This window comes from Robiginitalea marina, from assembly GCF_024006985.1.
Lineage (GTDB): Bacteria > Bacteroidota > Bacteroidia > Flavobacteriales > Flavobacteriaceae > Robiginitalea > Robiginitalea marina.
Window position 1 is genome coordinate 70,902 of the sequence record NZ_JAMXIB010000012.1, and the last position, 19,648, is coordinate 90,549.

Here is a 19,648-nt window from a genome sequence, read left to right on the forward strand (position 1 = left end):
TTTTGACTTGCGCCCGCCCTCGTGCGGCATTTTTTGCTTCCCCATGCCCGACAATTCCCTGGGATTGGGATCAGAAAAAATGCCGGGGGCAGCCCGGCATCCTGGTCGTCCCCGGAAAGAGGCTCAATATTCCTGAATATCCCTTACTTTGAATACACGGCCGTTTTCCCCTTCGACCAGTTCATAAACCACCTGCCGGGTCTTCCCCCCCTCAATTGGGAAGCGCTGAACGAGGTTTGTCTCCACAAGGGCAAATTCATCCTTTCCATTAACCCCTTCCATCAGCCCAGGGTTGTTCTCCTGGGGAGGGAAATGGAACCTGCTCATGGATTTTCCGCTATTGACAGAAATCCCCTGGACATTTCCCCGGTTTCCATGGCGGGAGAAGACTACCACCTCCGGGTAGCCATCCGAATTCAGGTCTTCGATCCCGGCATCCAGGATTTCTCCCGGGGCGGACATGATAATAGGATCCTTATCGCTGATTTCTAGCCCTATGGAACGAATAGTGACCTCCTGCTTCCCTTCCTTTTCAACGGCACTTACATTGAAGGAAATATCCTGTAGGGTCAGGTACTTCATAAACGTGGTGGGGTCTACCTGGCCCGGATCGAGGTCGCCATCTATTTTGGAATAGGTTCCCGCGAGGGTAGCGCCTCCGGAGCAGCGAAACCAAAGGACCTGGTTGCCATCCCCGGTTTCCGGGCGGATGGTGAGGGTACCGTTGCTGAAATCGAAGAGTACCTTTTTGCCCTCCAGTACGGTAAAATAGGTGTCCTCATCTTCAGGAAAAACCATCCCGTCAAAGGTGCAGGTGGGGTTTTTCATGTCCGCCCTCGAGCGGACGGAAATCCAGAACTGGCCATCCCCCGCCTCCTTTACCCGGATGCCGACCCAGTCATAGCCCTCCCCCCTTTGCGCATAGGAGTCTGTTACGTAGGTTCCTGTGTATGGATTTGCCGTGGGTGCCAGGTCAGGGGCAGAATCGGAGGTTTCTGCCTGCATTTGCCCCGGGTCTTCCTTCCCGGTTTCACCCTTGCAGCCAGTCCAAAGGATCATGGAAAATGCAACGAGGTATAAAAAGGGGTATTTTTTCATGTCTTTTTCAAGGAGATTACAGGTTTGAAAATACGAAAAGCGATACGATTGCGGAACCTTTTTATGCGCTTATTATTTGTCTTTACCCAGGACCCGGGAACTCAGGGCTGGACCCAGGGCCAGCACCAGGAAACTCAACGGAGTTTGCAGATTGCCGAGCAGGCCCCCGAGCATTTCAATGCTGACAATGGTAATGGCAAAGCCGATACAGGTTACGATGGTCAACGCCGTCCCTCGTTGCTCAGCTGGGGCATTCCGGGCCACAAGGCTCGAAAAGAGGGGGGAGTCGGCGATTACCACCATCCCCCAGAAAACCAGGAATGCCAGAAACAATCCGGTTGAATCCCAGTACAGGGCCCATGGACATAGCAGGCAGCAGCACCCGGAAAGTATCAGGGCTGCCCGGGCTACCCGTTCCTCGCCCAGGCCCCTGGAGAGATACCCCCCCAGTACACAGGCCGGCCCCCCGGCCCCGATGGCCAGGAAGGACCAGAGGGAAATCCCGAACCCTGCACCGGGATGCATGGCCTTGTAGGTTTGTAGGAGAATGGGCACAAAGGCCCAGAAGGCATACAGTTCCCACATGTGCCCGAAGTAGCCGAATGCCGCACGCCTGAAGCCGCGTGTGCCAAAAACCTTCAGGAAGGCAGCCGGGTCGGGAATTTGCATGGGTTTGCGATACGGCCCGTCGGGAAGGGACAGGACCAGTACCCCCCCAAGGGCAGCAAGCGCGGAAGTGGCGCCAAGGATTCCCTGCCAGGGCATTTCCCCGGGGGCGCCCCTGAGCAGGTGGGGGAAGGCTGTCCCCAGCACCAGTGCCCCCACCAGGTACCCCAGGGAAGCCCCCAGCCCCCGGTCGAAATAGTCGGCTACAATCTTCATCCCTACGGGGTAGATCCCGGCCAGGAAGAACCCGGTGGCGCAACGAAGGGCCACCAGGGTCCACAGGGAGTTCCCACCCCAGGCCATCCCAAGGTTGCACGCGGCGCCCAGCAGGGCCGACCAGAAAAACAAACGGGAAGGGGAAAACCGGTCTGCCAGGGTGAGCAGGGCAAAAACCAGGGTGCCCGCGATAAACCCCAGTTGCACCGCTGAGGTCAGGTGCCCCAGGGCGGAACCCGGGAGTGCGAAGGCGGCTTGCAGGTCACCCATTACCCCATTTGAGGCGAACCATAAGGAAGTACCCGCGAACTGCGAAAAGACCATCAGGGGGAGGGTACGCCTGCGAACCGCAGAGGGAAGGGGGCTGCTGCCCTTGGGAGGGATGTTCTTCATGGTTTTCTGAGGGTTCCGGGGGGGCGATCCCCCGATTTCCGGCGTTTCCCCCAAAATTGGCAAAAAAAGCCCATAAATCGGATAAGATTGCACCATTCCCCCCCGGGCCCGGCCCCTAACTTCGCAATAAAAAGGAAGCCATGTCCAACATCAAACCCAATTACTGGATCCCCTGCCTGGGGGTGGCCTTTATCTGGAGCGACCCGCACTGTTCGCTCAACCCCCGGGAAGAAAGGATCCTGATTGGCTACCATACCCTGGTGGTCTTGCTACTCACCGTTCTGGGGCTGGGCCTGTTGATTCGCTCCCGCCTGTCCTGATTCCGGACTGCAGGGCGTATCTTCGCAAAAAAAACTACTATGCCCGTCCAATTTGACCTGCATGCCCTCCTGCAGATGGAGGGCCGTAAGCGCGCCACCCTCATCAACAAGGTGGCCGGCTATAAAACGGCCAACCTCATCGGGACCCGAAGTGCCGGCGGGGTCGACAACCTGGCTATTTTCAATTCGGTGGTGCACATCGGCGCCAACCCCCCCTTTCTGGGGTTCATCCTGCGGCCGACGTCCGTGGAGCGCCATACCTATGAAAACCTGAAAGAAACCGGGGTATACACCATCAATATGGTAACCGAAGGGATCCACCGGGAGGCCCACAGGACCTCGGGAAAATTCCCTGAAGAGGTTTCGGAGTTTGAGGCTTGCGGGTTGCAGCCCTGGTACCTTGAAGGCTTTGCGGCCCCTTTTGTGGCCGATAGCCCGGTGAAGTTGGGGTTGTCGTTTGTGGAAGCGCATACCCTCGCATGCAACGGGACCCGCCTGGTGGTGGGACAAATCGAACACCTGGTTTTGCCGGAGGATGCCCTTGCCCCGGACGGAGATATCGATTTGGAAGCCCTGGGGGCCGTGGCCATTGGGGGGCTCGACACCTATTACAGGGGGGTGAAACTCGGACGCTACGGGTATTTCCGTCCGGGGGAATCCCTGCGGGAAATCCCCTGAAAAAAATGGCAGGGGATTCCCCTGCCATGTATTCCGGATACCCGATGGCCTTAATTGCCGTCAGTGCTCTCTGTGGTGCCCGGATCCGTTTCCAGTAAGAAATCCTGAACGGTTTTGTTTGCGGGGACGATTTGTACGGTTACCGTATCGCTGGAGAAAAATCCTTCCTTTTCGGCCACGGCCCGATAGGTGCCGGCCTGAATGCCCATGATGGCGTATTTTCCATCGGCATCCGAAAATGCAGAGGCATAGACCGTATCTGCTGCGATGACAGATACCTGGGTTCCTTCCAGGGCAGTTTCCACTTCCTCAACCAGGGTGCCAGTGAACCCGGAAAGGGTTCCTGCCGTGGAGGTGTTCGAGGCCCGGATCACGGGCTTAAACAGGAAACCATTAAAGCCGGGCCCGTCGATATTCCCCCTGGCGACAAAAGACTTGCTCAGGTCAAAGTCCAGCAGCAGGTCGGCAGAAAGGCCGCCCACCACCTCCAGGGAGGGGTCGATGAAAACTTTGATCCCCGTCTGGGCCCCGCTGGGTACTTTGAAATCAAAGGTCTGGCCACTTTTCAGGACCAGGCTCACCCCTTTGACATAAATGCGGACCAGGTCGTAGCTGCCGGCCGGAACTTCCAGGTCGGCCAGTTCCTGGGTCACCCCATTGACCAGGGTGAGCAGGTTCACTGCGATTTCTTCTTCCATCAGGGTAATAAAGGGTTTGCCTTCGGCCTCCGAATCGCCATTGGCCTCCTCTTCGTCCCCATCGCCGGAAACCCTCCGGGCATCAATCTTAAATACGGTTACATTGGCCTCGGCCACCAGGTCATAAGGGAAGGGGGCATCTGTCAGGCGCACGGTAAGGCGGCCGGTCTGGTCTGAATTCCGGTCCATGGAATCCTCTGCACAGCCGATAAACAAAACACTCAGGGCGAATAAAAATCTTGCAAAAAGTTTTGCATTCATAAGGTAGGTTTTTTTAAGGATTGGGTTTGAGTCAAATTCACTTCACGAAGTGAAAACACCCAAAGTTGGCGTAACCCTACCAAAGCCCATAAGGTTTTGCCGTTTTTTCGACGAAGTGCACCCTCCCACCCCGTTTTTAGGGTATCCCGAAACTGTCTCGGGTGTTTGAAGACCGCCTCCGGGACGGTTCAATCCGATTCCAGCCCGATGCGATCGATCCGGAGCAAAAAGTGTTCCTCGCGCTTGTTGCCGATCAGGATGCCGAGCTCCTCCAGGGAGTCCCCCCCAAAATTTGGGAGGTCCACCCTGCGACCGCGGAAGGACGGGTAGAACCCCTCAAGGGGCAGCCTGATTTCTTCCCAGGTGCCCCGGGTATCAAAATAGGCGACATAGGCATGCGCATCCGATTTTCGCGCCCTTATGCGGAACTGGTAGCGCTTCCCGTCGCCCTGAACCCGCAGGACGATATGGCGCGCCCCGTGCAGGGGCACCCTGCCACAATCGAACCGAATGGAGGAAAATCCCCCATTGTTTTTAAGGGAAACCTCCCCGGAGAATACCCCGTGGCCTTCCGAATCCACGGTGAGGCTTCCCCGAGACCGGCCGCCCATTACCGGGTCGTCGACCACGGTCCAACCGGAAAGGGGCGCAGCGTTGTTAAAATCGAACAGGCAATAGGAGTTTTTCATGTCGGGGAAGGGTTGGCGGGCCCATCAACCCGGAAAGCCCCCGGAAGGCCCTGTACGTGCCTTCTTCCAGGGAAACAGGGGAAAAGGTACAAAATTTGGCCACACCGCCGCAAAGCAGTCAGGCCTGACGGCCTGCAACCTGTGGGAAGGCCCGGCTCTTCTTACGGGCCGGGCCTTCGGGCCATTTCTTACAGACGCTCGGTCAGGAAGCTGAAGAATTCCTTTTTGAGTTCCCGGAACATGTCTCGCTGTGTTTCCATTTCCTCCCGGAATTCGAGGTGTTTTTTTACCATCACGGCATCCATGGAGTCTTCACCCGCCATGCTGGTCCCGGCTATGCGGGCCTCGTGCTGCTCTATGCCTTCGAGGAATTCATCGATCCGCCCCTCCTGCAATATAAATTCGTTCTGGAAGTGCTCCAGGCGGGCTAAAACATCTTTGTCCGTCCAGCGCTCAACCAGTTCTTCGAGCCTGTTCTCAAAGGAACGCAATTCATCTTTCCAGAAGAAGAGTTCGCTTTTCCATGTTTGGTGTTCAAAGTGCAAATCGGAATTGAAAATAACCTGGGTTTTCATGGCTTCTGTCTTTTAGGGGTTTCGGTTTTCTATTGGCGTACCGCGGAAATGCCTCAGGGGTTCCCGTTGGCAAATCCGCTGTTGCCGGCCGCGTAAGCGCGGGGCTCAGTATTGTTCCCTAAAAATAACAAAGGCAGGGCCCAGGGGCACTGATCTGCATCAGCCCGGGTGGCGGCTTCCTCCCCGGTGGCCGGGGAAGGGCACTTTCGGTATTGGGCACGAAGGGTTGCCCGCAGGGGGCAGGGGGCTTCGGTTCAGAAGGCCTGGGGAAGGGCTTTTACATGGGCGTGTACGTCAACGCCGTTGACAGTGCCTTCCCGGGTATCGGCAGACATTTTTACCCCCTTGAGGTCGTTGAGCAATCCGGCAGGGGATAGGGCCTTTACCCCGTAGTAGGTGCCATCGGGGCCAATAGCCTTGATGTCGATGATGTTCCCGGCCTGCCGGACCCCTTTCACATCGAGCCTGGCGCCGTCAGGGGTCAGGGCCTTGATGTCATAAATGGTGCCGTCTGGCCCCAGGGCCTTTACCGGGGCCAGGGCAGCTTCGCTTACCAAAATTTTCACCGGGTATTTTTCCCCTCCAAAAAGGGCCTTCACATCCATGAGCTGGCGTTGGCCTGTGTCCTGCAGGGCCTTTACATCGTAAATGTTCCCGTCGGCATCCAAAGCCTTCACGTCCAGGGTCCTGCCCTCCGGATGGATAGCCTTCACGTGCCAGGTGGAAATATCGCCCGCCCCTTCTGCCTGCGGAAGGGCTTTGATATGCGCATGCACGGCAACCCCGTGGAGGGTGGCTTCCAGGTCGCCTTCCTCCATTTTGACGCCTTTGACGTCATTGAGCTGTCCTTCCGGGGAAATGGCCTTCACCCCATAGAATTCCCCGGCTTTGCCAATGGCCTTGATGTCGATGATATTCCCGGCCCGGCGGACCCCTTTTACATCGAGCCGCTCCCCCTCAAGCAGGGCTTTTATGTCATAAATGGTGCCGTCTTCCCCAATGGCTTTCACAGGGGCATAGGTGTCCTCGCTCACCAGGATTTTAACAGGCATCTTCTTCCCGTCGAACAGGGCCTTTACATCCATGACCTGGTGTTGTCCGCCTTCCTGGAAGGCTTTGATGTCGTAAATATTCCCATCGGCATCAAGGGCCTTCACATCGATAAACCGGCCTTCGGGGTGGACGGCCTTGATATGCCAGACGACCTCATCGGGTTCCGGGGCTTCCTGCACCACCGCTGCAGGTGCTTCCGTACGGGGGGGTTCGGTACACCCGAAAAGGAAAAACAGGAATCCGGTCAGGGCTCCTAGGGCCACTTGCCTGAAAATGGGTTTGAAAAAGGTCGCTTTTTTCATGACGGATAGGTTTAAGGTTGGTATTCACCCCAAAGATACGGATTCATTTTGCGTCCCCCATGGCCGATATGGCTTCAATATGTGGGGCAGGCCAGTTTGGGGCATCCCGTTTACATGGGGTCTGCCAGGGAGCGAACCACCACAAGCAGGAACCCCAGCAGGAACAGGGAGGTAAAGATCACCTTGTTGTGCCTGGCCAGCCAGTTGGGGAGGAAAATATCGAAATTGTCTTTTTTGGAATCGGAATACTTCCTGGCAAGTAGGGTTAGCGGGCAAAACATCCGGAAGGTCAGCAGCACGATCCCTTCCCCGAAAACCAGCGCAATACCAATCCAGGTGTACCGGGTGATGTGATTGGCTATCCCGCTATAGAGGATGAACCCAATGACCGCCACAAAGAATGCCCAGATGAGGGTGTGCCCCAACTTGATTGCGAATAATTTTTCCGATGGTTTCATGTCCAGTGGCAAAAACCGGCTACGGGGGCGTGGGTTTTAAGCCCTTCAGGCCCCGTTCATAAGATCCGGGGTTACCCCCCTTTTTGGTATACCACCTCCCCGTCGAAAATCGTCATCACCACCTCGGTGTTAAGGAGGTCCCCCTCCGGCACGGTCATGAGGTCCTGGCTGAATATGGTGAAATCAGCCAGTTTCCCCTCCGCAATGGACCCTTTGATGCCTTCTTCAAAGGCGCCGTAGGCCGCATCGAGGGTATAAGAGCGCAGGGCCTGTTCCCGGGTCATCTTCTGGGCCGGTTCATAGCCTTCCTCTGGCGTTCCTTTCAGGGTTTTCCGGCTCACACTGGCGTAAAAGCTGGCAATCGGGTCGAGGGGCTCCACGGGCACATCGGTGCCGTTGACCACGGGGATGCCGCTTTGCAGCAGGGCCTGCCACATGTAAGCGCCCTCTTTGATGCGTTGTTCCCCCAGCCGGTCAATAGCCCAGGGGCGGTCGGAAGAAAGGTGGATGGCCTGCATGGCGGGGATGACGCCGAGCTGGGCAAAACGCGGGATGTCTTCCGGGTGCAGGTGCTGGGCGTGTTCAATCCGGAACCGGTGGTCGTTGCTCAGTTCGGGCAATTCGGTGAAGGCAGCCTCGTAACGGTCGAGGATTTCGCGGTTTGCCCGGTCGCCAATGGCGTGGGAGCAAACCTGGAAGCCGTGTTGCAGCCCTTTGAGGGCTGTTTCCTTCACGTAACTCATGGGCAGGGTTTCATGCCCGAAATGCCCGGGCCGGTCCGTATAGGCTTCCAGCAGCCATGCGCCCCTCGACCCCAGGGCGCCGTCGCAGTTGAGTTTTACCGAGCGGATGGTCAGCAGGTGGTCGGGGTCTACCAGGGGCCCCTTTACATACCATTCCTGAAGCAATTCCTCGTCCCACCCGGTAAGCATGGCATACATGCGTATCCCCATTTTGCCGGCCGCTTTCATGGCCTCGTACTGGGCAATGGTCTCCCGCCCGATGCCGGCATCGTGAAAGCCCGTGATGCCATGCCTGTGGCAGGCGGCCACAGCCAGTTCAAAGGCCTTGGCATCGCGCTCCGGGGTGTTTTCCGGGATATGCCGGGTGATCAGCCCCTGGGCGCGCTCGTTGAAAACCCCTGTGGGTACCCCCAGGGCATCCCGGATGACTTCACCCCCTTCAACCTCATGGGTATCGATCCCTTCCATGGACAGGACCCCGACACCTGCAATTTCCATGGCCTTGGCATTGGCAAAGCCCGCATGGCCGCTGGCGTGCCGCAGGTATACCGGGTTGTCGGGCGAAACTGAGCTCAGCAGGTCATGGGTCTGAAAACCTTTGACCGTTATGGCTGGCATGGAATCCCATTTGCTCTGGTGCCACCCCCTCCCGGTAATCCATTCCCCGGGTTGTGCGGTTTTGACTTTTTCCGCCACGGCATCCACGATTTCCTGGTAGCTGGTGGTGTTCATCAGGTCCAGGTCGAGTTCGTTGTATCCCAGGCCCATGAAATGGCCGTGGCCTTCGATCAGGCCCGGGGTCATGGTCCTGCCCTGCAGGTCGAGTACCCGGGTCTGCTCGCCTTTAAATTTCTCCGCCTCCTCCAGGCTGCCCGCAAAAAGGATGCGGTTGCCCTGCACGGCAACGGCTTCCACCACAGGCTGCACGGAATCTACCGTGTAGATCGTGCCGCCATGGATCAGCAGGGAGGCGGTTTGTTTTTCAGGGCTCGAGCAGGCAACGGGAATCAGCAGGGACAGGAGCAGGGCCCGGGCAATCAGGTGTCGAAATGGCATTTTGTTCGGTTTTTAGGTCTCTGGAAATATACGATTTGTTCCCGTTACTTCCTTCGGGGTCTTCCACCCGTGCCATGGCAATTGCTGCGGGCTTCTTCCATGGCCTGTATGGTGGCGTTTCGCCGGGGTCCACCAGGTCATTCCAAATGATGGAGCAGCCCTTCCAGGATTTCGTCCGTTTCATCAAGCAAATGGTCCCGTATGAAAATATCGGGGATGACCCCTTCTTCTTTGGTGCTGCCATTGACCCGAACGATGTACCCTTTCGATACTTTCACGGGGATCCCGGTTTGGGGAAGGGCAAACTGGAACTGGGAGGCATACAGGGAGGGATAGTCCCCGGTTTCCTCCCCTGCCAGGGTGGCAAACCCATAGTCCTGGATCTGGGCGGCGGTCACCGCCGCCTGGGAATGCGATTGCCGGTTGATTAAAACATAAACCTTGCCGGCAAAGCGCTTTTCTTTGGGTTGGGGCGGATAAGGGTCAAACGCGAACGGGTATACTTCGCCGTCTTCCCGGGCCAGCGCTTCCCGCCAGTAGGCCGTTGTGGTATCGTTGTGCTGCCGTACGTGTTGTTTGAGGAATTTGCTGGTTTTGAGCGTAAAGGCGGAATTCCACCTAAAGGGTTTGTCGGCAATGTACGACACCAGATAATCGCTGAAGGCGTTATCGCCCCCGGCATTGTTCCTGAGGTCCAGGATCAGATTTTCAGGCTTCCGGTCCCGGATAACCGCAAAAGCAGAATCGATAAATTTTCGGTAATGCTGCGGGTCCCCCCCAAAACTCCCGGGGTTTACATACGCGGCTTTCTCATAGAACTTCAGGTCCAGGTGGGCATTAAGTACTTCCTTCCGTTTCATCTCATACCCGTCAATGACGCTGACCGCCTCCAGGGTAAAGGTTTCAACCGCGCCATTGGCGCGAATCTCGACGTCAAATTCGTCCTGCTGCCCAAAGACCTGCCAGTAAAGCCTCGGAAACGAATACAGTTCAATTTTGGCATTTTTGAAGTAGGGGCGTTCCGCCGAAACCTGGGGATAGATACGCTCCAGGAGGTCGCCCATGGGGGTCCCGTTGATGCCCAAAACTTCCGAACCGATGGGAATGCGGTCGTTTCCGGACCAGTTCTTTCGCACCAGGGCCTTCCCGCCCTCAAAGGCAATTTCCAGGGGGAAAAGGGTCCCGCCGCCGAAGGCATGTTCCCGGTAGGCTGCCCCCGGGAAGGGGATTTCCGTATGGCCGTTATCCGCTTTTGAAACCACCCGCTGAAAGAGGCTGGTCGCCTCCAAAAGGCTAAAGCTGTCAGCCTGTATCGACGCCTTTACCGCCTCGAAGTTTCGGTCAAACGCGGCTTTGGGGGTGTAGGCATGGAGGTCGTAGTGGGCTTCTTCCAGGGAGGCTTTGAGGAAATCGAGGTCCTCCAGGACATCAGCCTTTGGGAACACTTTTGGGGATTGGGAATTTCCCTTAAAGGGCAAGGCCAGGGCGCAGCAAAGGAGCAGAAGCGCTAATTTTGGATTCATTTCCGGGGTTTATGGTTGCAAAGGTATAAGAAATCCCTGGCTTAAGGTGCCCGGCAAATGTTCAGGGCAGGGGAAGAACAAGGCTTGGCATAAAGCCGCCCGGGTTATTCCGCCTTTAAAAAATCGGTGACCACGGGGTTGTTTTCAGAAGCCATTTCGCACGTCCAACTGTCTATCCACCACCTGCCTTTTTCATAATGGAGCTGGATGCTGTTCAACCCGCGGGTGTTGGTTTCAAGATCAGGGTCGGTACGGATTTCAAAAGCACTCCAGACTTGGGCCATATTCCCGAACCGGCTGACGCTTCTTTTGAGCTCTATTTCGTAAAAATCCCCTTTGGGGGCCAGCGCCAGGGGAATATATTCGGCTTCCAGCGCATGCGATTCGGCATACCCGTGCGCGTCCAGCCTCGTGATCACGGCATTTTTGGAATGTAGGAACCTGTCCCGTTCAAACTGCCAGGGGTCATTTCGCGAACCGGAAACAACGGCGTAATAGGCATCGATGATGGCGGCAACCGATTGCACGTCCTGGGCGTATTTTTCCCCGGCAGGTTGGCCAAAAAGGGATGTGCCCAGCAGGAGGGCAATCCCGAACAGTATCGCTTTTTTCATAATTCAACAGATTGTTTAGGGGTTCATGTGCGAATATGGGAGGCATCAAGACCTGGTTAGCAATGCAAAGGCTCAGCAAGAAACCGGTATGGATTATAAAGGTTCTTATCGGCCGGGTATACAGGTGCATAATCCTGATCCGTACTTTGCCGTTTTGGGGTGCCGCTGCCTTTGGGCGCTGCAACGCCTTTAATGGTTTCCAATTGGCAATATAGGAATCTTTCCTTCCCCAACCCGCTCGATCCCCTGCTGATCAACACAGTTAAGTTCGGGTTATTTTTTAAAAAATTCTATCCATAGGGTGGAACAAAACCCAATGATAAGCGGCACGAGAAGCGCTTCAGGCGCAAAGGTGTTGATCCCGAAGATGGTGTTCAGAAGGGGCACGTAATTGATCAGCAACAGCAGGCTTATGGAAATGCCAATGATTAAAGGGATCAAACGGTTCTTTATGCCGATGGTTTTCAGGATGTTCACCCGGAATGAGCGGTTGACAAGGGTAAGGAATATATTGGAGAATATGAGGGTATAGAAGACATGCCCCCGAATGGCTTCTCCGTCGCCCCCGGCGGTTTTGGCAAAATATCCTGCACCCACGCAGCCCGCTGTAATGATCAGGCCTTGCACGACCGTGATCCACAGTTCTGACCCCTGGATCAGTTTTTTGCTGGAGGAGTCGGAGGGATTGGAAAGGAATTTTTCATCCATGGGTTCATTCTCATAAATGATGGAACAGGTTGGCCCCATTATGAGTTCCAGGAAGATGACGTGCACCGGGGTCAACAACATGGAAGGAAGCCAAACCAGAAATATGGGTAGCGTAACTAAAAGGATAATGGGAATATGAATTGAAATAATGTACCTGAAGGCCTTTTTCAGGTTTTCATTTATCCTTCTGCCCAGAAAAATGGCATCGATCATTTTAGCCATATTGTCCTTTGCAAGGATAAGCCCGGCCGCCTCCTTAGCTACTTCGGTGCCCCTTTTACCCATGGCAATGCCTATGTGGGAGGCTTTCAGGGCAGGGGCATCATTTACGCCATCCCCGGTCATGGCGACCGTTTCACCGAGTTTTTTAAACCCATCAATAATCCTGAGTTTTTGTTCAGGCGATATGCGGGCGAAAATGTGACTGTTCACCAGCACTTCCTGTAGCTGCCCTTCATCCATTTCCCGGACTTCCGTTCCGGTTACAATCGCATTGGATTTAATTCCTACGATTTTGGCTATTGCTTCTGCCGTTTCCGGATAATCCCCTGTGATCATGACCACCCGCACCCCGGTCTGATAGAACTTTTCAATCACCTGGGCGATGTGCTGGTCGGGCGGGTCGTAAAAGGTAATCAGGCCGAGAAATTCAAAGTTCAGGGTTTCCTGGTTTTCAGGCAGCGAGGCTTCATGCGAATGCCCTTTTGCCACGCCGAGGACCCTGAACCCTTTCCGGGCATATTCCCTTCCTTTTGCCAAAGCCTCCGCTGCCTCCGTGCGATTTAAACCGCATAGCCCCACAATCCCTTCCAGGGCCCCTTTACAGGCCACTATCCTTTCCCCTTTAGTATTCCCCAGGATGTGGGTCATCACCGGCGGCTTGCCTGAAAGCGGGAATTCCTTAACGATTTTAAATTCATCCCTTGGATCTTGTCCGGCGTAAAGGCCAAACGTTTCGTGGATCGATTTTTCCATCGGATCAAAAGGGGATTCTTCGCTTGCCCACATGGCGTAGGTCAGAACTTCAGAGGCTTCCCCATCCTCGTCGTAGTTGATTTCGCGCTTTTTGGAGAAATCATAAACATGGGTCACCCGCATCAGGTTCTGGGTGAGGGTCCCGGTTTTATCCAAACAAATAACTGTGGCAGACCCCAGGGTTTCCACGGTCGCCGGGCTTTTGGCGATAACCCCGATTTTGAGCAGGCGGTATGCCCCCAGGGCCATAAACGTGGAGAGGGCCACGGGTAATTCTTCCGGCAGTACCGACATGGCCATGGCAAGCCCGTGCAACAGCCCGTGCAGAACACTTCCGCTGTCCCAGGTATGATATGCCCAGACAAACAGGAAGGCGACACTTCCAACGATCACCATTCTCCTCACGAAATATGTTACTTTCAGCTGTAAAGGGGACTTGGTGTGCCCCGCTTCCCGGACCAGCCTTCCTATGCCCGATAGCGTGGTGTTGCGGCCTACCGCATTAACCCGGGCATAGCAATAGCCGCCAACTACCAGCGTGCCCTGGATGACCTGGTCGCCGGCTTGCTTTTCAACGGAAACGGACTCCCCCGTTATCATGGCTTCATTGACCGAAAAATCGTAGGAAGTAATTACGTCGGCATCGGCGGGAATTATGGTTCCCTCCTCGCATATAAGCACATCCTGTGTTACAATTTCCTGCGAGGGCAGTTCAAGAGTCTCTCCCGACCTGATGACTTTTGCTTTGGAAGAAGTGATTTTGTTCAGGGCTTTCAAAGCCCGCTGGCTCCTGAAATTTTGGAAAACATCTATCCCGGCCACAAAAGCAATCGCGAAGAGCATGGTAAACCCCTCGGCCGTTTCGCCCAGGATAAAATAGGCCGAGCAGGCTACCAGAAGAAGAATAAACATGGGCTCGGTCACCACCGAAAGCAGGATCTTCACGGTCAGGTTTTCCTTTTCCACGCCTACATTCGCACCATGAAGGGACCTTTGTTTTTCTACTTCTTCATTTGAAAGACCAGTTATGTCGGGGTTCTTGCTTGTTGTCAAAATCTATAGGTATTGGATAACCCTGAATACAATTTGAACAGTCGATGGCCTTTTGCCAAATCAGGGCCCTGTTATCGGGCAGGGTTCTTAAAAAGCGACTTTAATTCCCCGATCTGCTCCGGGGGCGGATCCTTCCACAGGATTTTTTGTGTGGCCCGGATAATGGTGGTATCGACAGGTCCTGTACTATTGAGATACTCCGCTTCGAATCCTTCGCCCCAATAATCAAAAGCCTCCTGAATGATTTTCCAATAACTGAGTTCGATGACGTTCCGCGAGATATCCCCGTCCGGTTCAAGGGTGAATCCAGGCAGCGCTTTATAGGCAAAAACCGGACCTCCCTCTATGGTGAAATCTGTAATGAAATCGGTCACTTCGAATCGTTCATAACCCAATTCCCAGTCATCATACTCATGCAGGTCGGCTTCCGGGACCACATAGAGCACCCCGTTGATGGTGGCGTTGGGTTCTTCCCTGATATTCAGGTAAACCAGGTTTTGGGGGTAGAGGGTATCGCCGGCGACCAGGAGATAATCTTTGTAATACCGGCCATCCGGATTTAGGGAAGGCAGGAAGGAAGGCCAGGCAAACGTCCAGGACCTGCGGTAGTTTTTCAGATGGGCCGGAAGAAAGGGGCCCTTATAGTCCTTCTCCAAAAGGCCCGATTCGATGAAGGTTTTAGACATCAGCGAACCGTATCCAAACATGCCCACATGGCCCTCCGGAATCCTAAAAACCTCCCTTTCTTTTTGGCAACCTGCCAGCAGCATCAACCCCAGGAAGCCTGAGGCGGTAAGGGGTAATAACCGGGTTAATTTCATTGGAATCGGATCATGGTGTTTTTGCAAATGGTCCCGGCTGTGGTTTGTGGCAGTTTCCAAAGGCCTTTTCCGCCCGGACGGGAAGAACCGGCCAAGGGGGAGGAAACCTTGATTTCAGAAACTCATCCGCCATCAGCGATATGCCAAGCTGAGCCAGGTTATTCTTTTATTCTACCGTACTTCTTTAAGAGCTCAACTACTTTTTCTTCCGGCAGTTCGTAAACGGTTGTATTATTTTTTCCAACCATGGTTTCAGCCGCAACGAGTGCATTTAAGATCGATTCTTCTGTGGCCTGTGCCGTTGCTTCGAACAGACCCGACATTTTGTCGTTTGGAATCATTTCAATAACCTGCCCTTTTTCCCTATGGGCCGCCCCTGCATTGGCGGTTGAAAATGCAATAAAAATATCTCCGGAACCATTGCTGCCATACCCCCCCAACCTGCTTATGCCAATAGGTACCCGGCGTGCGAGCCTCTTTAACTGGTGGGGAAGCAATGGTGCATCCGTGGCAACGACAACAATAATTGAACCTCTGTCTTCTTCAGACCTTATCGGGTCCCAAAGCGGCATTTGTCCGGTAATCTCCTGGCCAACCGGTACACCGGCGATCGTTAGCGATTTCCGGTTTCCATAGTTCGCCTGCACCAGAACTCCGATTGTATACGCGGCAGAATCAATCAATACTTCCCGGGAAGAGGTTCCAATGCCGCCTTTAAAAAGATGACAGATCATTCCTGTTCCCCCGCCAACATTTCCTTCCTCCACAGCTCCCGATTTGGCATTGGCCAAGGCAGAAAATGCATGTTCTTTCTTTACATGAAAACCATTAATATCATTTAAGTCGCCGTCATACGTTTCTGCCACTACCGGTAAGGCCCAAAAAACATCCGGTTCATCCGGAAGCGGGTCATACAGGTTATTTTTGAATTGCCATTCGACTACGGCATCCCTTACGACGCCAACACTGTGTGTATTTGTTATCATTATGGGACCTTCAAGGAAGCCGGATTCCTCTACCCATGTAGTCCCTGTCATTTCCCCATTCCCATTAAGGCTATACCACCCGGCGAAAACCGGGTCGTATTTTTTGCCCCTGGGCAGAATTGCCGTTACCCCGGTTCGTACAGGGCCATCCCCAACCACCAGTTTGCCTTCCCCGGAGATCAGTGTGGTATGGCCAACTTCAATGCCCCTGACATCTGTAATAGCATTGTGCTTTCCGGTTTTTCCCTCCAGGGGGATGCCTAAATCCCTTGCCCTGTCTTTCTGACCGTAGATCTGAAAGGCAAGAAGTAAGGCCATTGGAATAATAAATACATGCTTCATATTAGCGGGATTCATGTGGACCACGCATCGTATTAGCCCCGTTTCAAAGGGGCTTGTAAATGGGTGGCGTTGGTTGGGTTGTCTTTTTGAATATACAAAGGTATTCTTCAACTCCTGTTTTATTTCTGTTAACGGGTCGTAAGGGTATAGGCTTTAAATACGTTCATAATCAACGCCTCGTTTTCTAATTGAAGTTGATAATGCCTCCTGTGGAACTAATCCTTAACCCGTCATCAAGGGTAGCTTCAATAAAGTATTCTATGCGATCCGGGATGTTTCGGGTATCCGATAATTCGATCAGAAAACCCCTTATGCCCGGATTGTTGTCCGAGAGATATTCCGCGATGGATTGCCGGGTGCCCTGAATAACCACCTGATTGGTAATGTCAATTCGTTCATGGTTAGTGTTGGAATCGAGTACTTCTACTTTGATGCGCTCTATCCGGTTCTTAAAAAGCACTACCTGGTCTTCACAGGGAACTACCGCTGCTTCCAAAACCGGGGCAGCTGTTTTCTTCTTTTTAAATGGCTCAGGTGAAGTAATTTCTTCCACCTCAGTAATCCATACCTCGATAATCCACTCCTCTTTATCAATTGGATTCTCCGTATCAAACTCGATAAAATTGAGGCCATCTGAGATCAAAGCCCTCGATTCCATCCCGGTAATGGTTACCTCATAAGTCTCCTCGTCACAACACGCAACCATCAACTGCATCAGGAAAATCAATAGAAAGACATTGCTGCTTCTTTTCTTCATTACTGTTTTTCGTCATTGATGTTCAAGATTCGGATCGGGTATTGGGTCTGTATGGTTGCGAACGGTCCTGGCTTTGTTTCGGCCCCTCAATGCTCAGCCCTTTCAAGGGATGATATATAATCTATATCGTAGGAAAATTCGCCTAAATATAAGGAGGCGAATGGCCATAGGCATTTGTGGTATTTGTGTTTTTTCTTAAAAGATCGCGAATCTTTTTAATCTCATGATCACTTATACCCTCTAAGTTAAAGGTGAGGCGTTTCTGGTCCTTTCGGACAATTTCTAAACGACCATTTGATATGTTGTAGGTTTCAATTTTATTAAAAGGAACGTTTTTGGAAGTGAACGAATTCAGCCTTAATAAAAGGCCTTTTTTGTTCCAACCTACATAATTTCTGTAGTAGAATTGCTTTCCGAAAAAAATCACAGCAGATCCAAAGCCAATTATTGCCGAGATTTGGTGTAGATTGGAATCGCGATTTGTAAATGCCGTGAAGACATAAATCAGTAAAAATAAAATCATTGGGATAGCCAATAATTTGTTTTTACGACCGTCTAGTTTATCAAAGTACACTTTTTTCATTTTGAATATTGTTACCAATAGCCTGGTTTAGTAGTAGTTGCGTGGTTTAGAGCTTCCTTTTACAAGTACACACGAAACTGAAAATCCTCTCGTCCAATAGGTATCGGGATTCATAAGCAGGCGGGAACAAGCGATTACCCAAAGCCATAGTTGGCAATCCATGTTCTCAGATTTTCATCCCTCTTCCCTCAATTGATTAATTTTCAAAATCATTGTTATGGCATTTTTGTTTTCTGGATTAAGAAACAGCGATTTACCATAGCATTTTAGGGCGTTTTCCCATTCTTTATTTATGAAGTAGGCTTCTCCCAGGTTGTCGTATAATTTGGAATTATTAGGCATAATTTCTACCCCATATTCAAAAACTTTAATCGCCCCTTTAGGATTTTTTATATCATTCAACCATTCAAAACCTAAAGCACCAATAACATTGTCAAAGCCATTATTCAAAAACTCTTGTTCCGTAATTTCAGAATCGCCAAGATATTCCTTTAGAAATAAGACTGGATTTTCCGGGTCATTATACTTTTTGTAATGCAAATAGCCGATGGAATTTTTTGGAAAAAGGTCTGCAATCATTGTGCGGTGACTACCTTTTCTTAACTCTTTCTTTAAATCTAATTCTATGAATTCGGAAAAATCATTAAACAGATGCACTCTTATTGTGAGATTTTTCAAATCATAAATAGTTGAATATTGCGTAGGTGCTAATCTGGATTGAGCAAAGTTCTCCATTGCACTTGAACAATATTCAAAAGTCAGTTTCGTCTCGGTCGCATTGATAAAATTTCGTCCTTTTTGAAAGTAGTCCAGCTTTACATCAACCAGGGAATCTATTTGTGAATAATAGAAATTTGAAAATGTTTTTTCGGTTTCATCGCCAATGAACATTTCATCGCCCTCTACAATCAAATAAGTACCCGATTTATCGACAAATACAAGTTGACCATTGGCTAATGAATTTAGATTAATAGTTTGCAGATATAGTTTAACATCCTCAACGTCGGTCATTGTCTGCATGACATTTTTCAAGGCATCCCCTATTGGGATTTCCAATTTCCCCTTTGTGTTTTTTACTTCCAAATAGGGTTCCCAAAATCCATCGAAGACCAGGCCTGATTCATTAATTGCACCTTGTGCAAAGTTGTTCAGAAGGCCCATATACATGACTCCGAAGGTGTCTTTGGTTCCTGGTTCGAACCAGAATTGGCTATTGGGGCTGAAATAATCTTCATTATTTCCTACAATAGTCCGTCCATTTTTGGTAATCTTATACATACTGCAGGCCATCCCTGTTTTGGGAAAAAACAGCGCTATCGCAAGGCATATAGATATCAGGTGCTTCATTAGATGTTAATTTTATTTTCTTGTCAGACAAGCAATATGGACTTTTGTTGGGTTCATATTGTTGTCCAAGGTCCCTGGTATACCCACGTGGCGCTCTGCAGCGGAGTGTTTCGCCAAAGGGTTTCATGGCGAAACCACGTAGTTTCCTGGGGATGAATTATAATTTCTTAAATGTAGGGAATTTTGGTTTGGCGCAATATAGCCATGGGGCATACCCCATGATAGCAAACGTTATTGCTTAATTACTTAAATAGTTTAATGTAGTCCTGTAACCAATAATTTTTGACTCTTTTAGAGCCAGTGATTTCCTGGATTATACCCGGTTTTCTGGTTCAGATACCAAAGTGTAAGATGAAAGCAGAGATAAACCTGTAAGGTCATTAATTTTCTGGGGGTCAATTAGGATGCCTGTATAAATGTGAAGCAACAGTTCTTGCGGTATTTGTTCGCCTACCTGATTTTTGAAGTTTTTCATTCCCAATCCATCCTGGCAGGTCCAGGCAGCGGCTTTTTCTTGTCCCAGGCAGGAATGAATTCCGCCTGCTCCAATAAAAAAAGCCGCTAACTGTTGTTAATGGCTTGGCTAGTAGCGGGGACAGGATTCATTTCCTCGCTATGCTCGGAAATGGGCCTGGGGGGGCTTCACAAAGAAAGCCATCCGCCCCGCAGGAGGTGGGGGCCTGGATTCTTTTCCTCTCCGCCTTTGGCGGATCGGAAAAGGGCCTTGGGGGGC

18 protein-coding genes are annotated in these 19,648 nt (G+C 52.1%); 2 read left to right on the forward strand and 16 right to left on the reverse strand.

Going from position 1 to position 19,648, the window contains the following annotated elements; all coding sequences use genetic code 11:
- Positions 1-123: 123 nt before the first annotated feature.
- Both NG653_RS12865 and NG653_RS12870 read right to left on the reverse strand, forming a co-directional pair.
- Positions 124-1,059, reverse strand: a complete 936-nt coding sequence (locus NG653_RS12865; protein WP_252742123.1) for a hypothetical protein — start codon at positions 1,057-1,059, stop codon at positions 124-126.
- Positions 1,060-1,170: 111 nt separating this feature from the next.
- Positions 1,171-2,373 carry an MFS transporter gene (locus NG653_RS12870; protein ID WP_252742124.1) on the reverse strand — a complete coding sequence of 401 codons (1,203 nt, stop codon included), beginning with the start codon at positions 2,371-2,373 and terminating at the stop codon, positions 1,171-1,173.
- A 140-nt stretch (positions 2,374-2,513) separates the two neighbouring features.
- Between NG653_RS12870 and NG653_RS12875 the strand changes: the two genes are divergently transcribed.
- Both NG653_RS12875 and NG653_RS12880 read left to right on the forward strand, forming a co-directional pair.
- A complete protein-coding gene (locus tag NG653_RS12875) occupies positions 2,514-2,693 on the forward strand; it encodes a hypothetical protein (protein WP_252742125.1) in 180 nt (59 codons plus the stop codon).
- Positions 2,694-2,732: 39 nt separating this feature from the next.
- On the forward strand, positions 2,733-3,371 hold the full coding sequence (locus tag NG653_RS12880; protein WP_252742126.1) for a flavin reductase family protein: 639 nt from the start codon (positions 2,733-2,735) through the stop codon (positions 3,369-3,371).
- Between the two features lie 50 nt (positions 3,372-3,421).
- On the opposite strand, the gene NG653_RS12885 is transcribed toward NG653_RS12880, so the two are convergent.
- The 14 genes from NG653_RS12885 to NG653_RS12950 all read right to left on the reverse strand — a co-directional run bounded on the left by NG653_RS12885 (position 3,422) and on the right by NG653_RS12950 (position 18,915).
- The gene (locus NG653_RS12885) at positions 3,422-4,330 is read right to left on the reverse strand and encodes a DUF4382 domain-containing protein (protein WP_252742127.1); all 909 of its coding nucleotides are present in this window, start codon (positions 4,328-4,330) and stop codon (positions 3,422-3,424) included.
- A 188-nt stretch (positions 4,331-4,518) separates the two neighbouring features.
- On the reverse strand, positions 4,519-5,019 hold the full coding sequence (locus tag NG653_RS12890) for a CIA30 family protein (protein ID WP_252742128.1): 501 nt from the start codon (positions 5,017-5,019) through the stop codon (positions 4,519-4,521).
- Between the two features lie 188 nt (positions 5,020-5,207).
- Positions 5,208-5,594: a hypothetical protein gene (locus tag NG653_RS12895; RefSeq protein ID WP_252742129.1), complete on the reverse strand. Its 387-nt coding sequence runs from the start codon at positions 5,592-5,594 to the stop codon at positions 5,208-5,210.
- A 254-nt stretch (positions 5,595-5,848) separates the two neighbouring features.
- Entirely contained in the window at positions 5,849-6,949 is a 1,101-nt protein-coding gene (locus NG653_RS12900; RefSeq protein ID WP_252742130.1) for a DUF7486 family protein, read from the reverse strand.
- A 110-nt stretch (positions 6,950-7,059) separates the two neighbouring features.
- Complete coding sequence (locus NG653_RS12905) at positions 7,060-7,407, reverse strand: hypothetical protein (RefSeq protein ID WP_252742131.1); 348 nt, start codon at positions 7,405-7,407, stop codon at positions 7,060-7,062.
- Positions 7,408-7,478: 71 nt separating this feature from the next.
- Positions 7,479-9,206 (reverse strand): amidohydrolase, encoded by a 1,728-nt coding sequence (locus tag NG653_RS12910; protein ID WP_252742132.1) that lies wholly within the window; start codon positions 9,204-9,206, stop codon positions 7,479-7,481.
- A gap of 137 nt (positions 9,207-9,343) precedes the next feature.
- The gene (locus NG653_RS12915; protein WP_252742133.1) at positions 9,344-10,729 is read right to left on the reverse strand and encodes a S41 family peptidase; all 1,386 of its coding nucleotides are present in this window, start codon (positions 10,727-10,729) and stop codon (positions 9,344-9,346) included.
- A gap of 104 nt (positions 10,730-10,833) precedes the next feature.
- Entirely contained in the window at positions 10,834-11,343 is a 510-nt protein-coding gene (locus NG653_RS12920; protein ID WP_252742134.1) for a hypothetical protein, read from the reverse strand.
- 273 nt (positions 11,344-11,616) lie between these two features.
- The gene (locus NG653_RS12925) at positions 11,617-14,079 is read right to left on the reverse strand and encodes a cation-translocating P-type ATPase (protein WP_252742135.1); all 2,463 of its coding nucleotides are present in this window, start codon (positions 14,077-14,079) and stop codon (positions 11,617-11,619) included.
- 71 nt (positions 14,080-14,150) lie between these two features.
- Positions 14,151-14,765 carry a hypothetical protein gene (locus tag NG653_RS12930; RefSeq protein WP_252742136.1) on the reverse strand — a complete coding sequence of 205 codons (615 nt, stop codon included), beginning with the start codon at positions 14,763-14,765 and terminating at the stop codon, positions 14,151-14,153.
- A gap of 293 nt (positions 14,766-15,058) precedes the next feature.
- Entirely contained in the window at positions 15,059-16,228 is a 1,170-nt protein-coding gene (locus NG653_RS12935; RefSeq protein WP_252742137.1) for a DmpA family aminopeptidase, read from the reverse strand.
- 184 nt (positions 16,229-16,412) lie between these two features.
- Positions 16,413-16,985 carry a hypothetical protein gene (locus NG653_RS12940; RefSeq protein WP_252742138.1) on the reverse strand — a complete coding sequence of 191 codons (573 nt, stop codon included), beginning with the start codon at positions 16,983-16,985 and terminating at the stop codon, positions 16,413-16,415.
- A 142-nt stretch (positions 16,986-17,127) separates the two neighbouring features.
- Positions 17,128-17,568, reverse strand: a complete 441-nt coding sequence (locus tag NG653_RS12945) for a hypothetical protein (protein ID WP_252742139.1) — start codon at positions 17,566-17,568, stop codon at positions 17,128-17,130.
- A 174-nt stretch (positions 17,569-17,742) separates the two neighbouring features.
- Entirely contained in the window at positions 17,743-18,915 is a 1,173-nt protein-coding gene (locus NG653_RS12950; RefSeq protein WP_252742140.1) for a tetratricopeptide repeat protein, read from the reverse strand.
- Positions 18,916-19,648 lie beyond the last annotated feature (733 nt).

Coding starts and splice junctions, on each gene's coding strand:
- NG653_RS12865 (WP_252742123.1), bottom strand. CDS start 1,059: ATGATCCTTTGGACTGGCTGCAAGGGTGAAACCGGGAAGGAAGACCCG.
- NG653_RS12870 (WP_252742124.1), bottom strand. CDS start 2,373: ATGAAGAACATCCCTCCCAAGGGCAGCAGCCCCCTTCCCTCTGCGGTT.
- NG653_RS12875 (WP_252742125.1), top strand. CDS start 2,514: ATGTCCAACATCAAACCCAATTACTGGATCCCCTGCCTGGGGGTGGCC.
- NG653_RS12880 (WP_252742126.1), top strand. CDS start 2,733: ATGCCCGTCCAATTTGACCTGCATGCCCTCCTGCAGATGGAGGGCCGT.
- NG653_RS12885 (WP_252742127.1), bottom strand. CDS start 4,330: ATGAATGCAAAACTTTTTGCAAGATTTTTATTCGCCCTGAGTGTTTTG.
- NG653_RS12890 (WP_252742128.1), bottom strand. CDS start 5,019: ATGAAAAACTCCTATTGCCTGTTCGATTTTAACAACGCTGCGCCCCTT.
- NG653_RS12895 (WP_252742129.1), bottom strand. CDS start 5,594: ATGAAAACCCAGGTTATTTTCAATTCCGATTTGCACTTTGAACACCAA.
- NG653_RS12900 (WP_252742130.1), bottom strand. CDS start 6,949: ATGAAAAAAGCGACCTTTTTCAAACCCATTTTCAGGCAAGTGGCCCTA.
- NG653_RS12905 (WP_252742131.1), bottom strand. CDS start 7,407: ATGAAACCATCGGAAAAATTATTCGCAATCAAGTTGGGGCACACCCTC.
- NG653_RS12910 (WP_252742132.1), bottom strand. CDS start 9,206: ATGCCATTTCGACACCTGATTGCCCGGGCCCTGCTCCTGTCCCTGCTG.
- NG653_RS12915 (WP_252742133.1), bottom strand. CDS start 10,729: ATGAATCCAAAATTAGCGCTTCTGCTCCTTTGCTGCGCCCTGGCCTTG.
- NG653_RS12920 (WP_252742134.1), bottom strand. CDS start 11,343: ATGAAAAAAGCGATACTGTTCGGGATTGCCCTCCTGCTGGGCACATCC.
- NG653_RS12930 (WP_252742136.1), bottom strand. CDS start 14,765: ATGTCTAAAACCTTCATCGAATCGGGCCTTTTGGAGAAGGACTATAAG.
- NG653_RS12935 (WP_252742137.1), bottom strand. CDS start 16,228: ATGAAGCATGTATTTATTATTCCAATGGCCTTACTTCTTGCCTTTCAG.
- NG653_RS12940 (WP_252742138.1), bottom strand. CDS start 16,985: ATGAAGAAAAGAAGCAGCAATGTCTTTCTATTGATTTTCCTGATGCAG.
- NG653_RS12945 (WP_252742139.1), bottom strand. CDS start 17,568: ATGAAAAAAGTGTACTTTGATAAACTAGACGGTCGTAAAAACAAATTA.
- NG653_RS12950 (WP_252742140.1), bottom strand. CDS start 18,915: ATGAAGCACCTGATATCTATATGCCTTGCGATAGCGCTGTTTTTTCCC.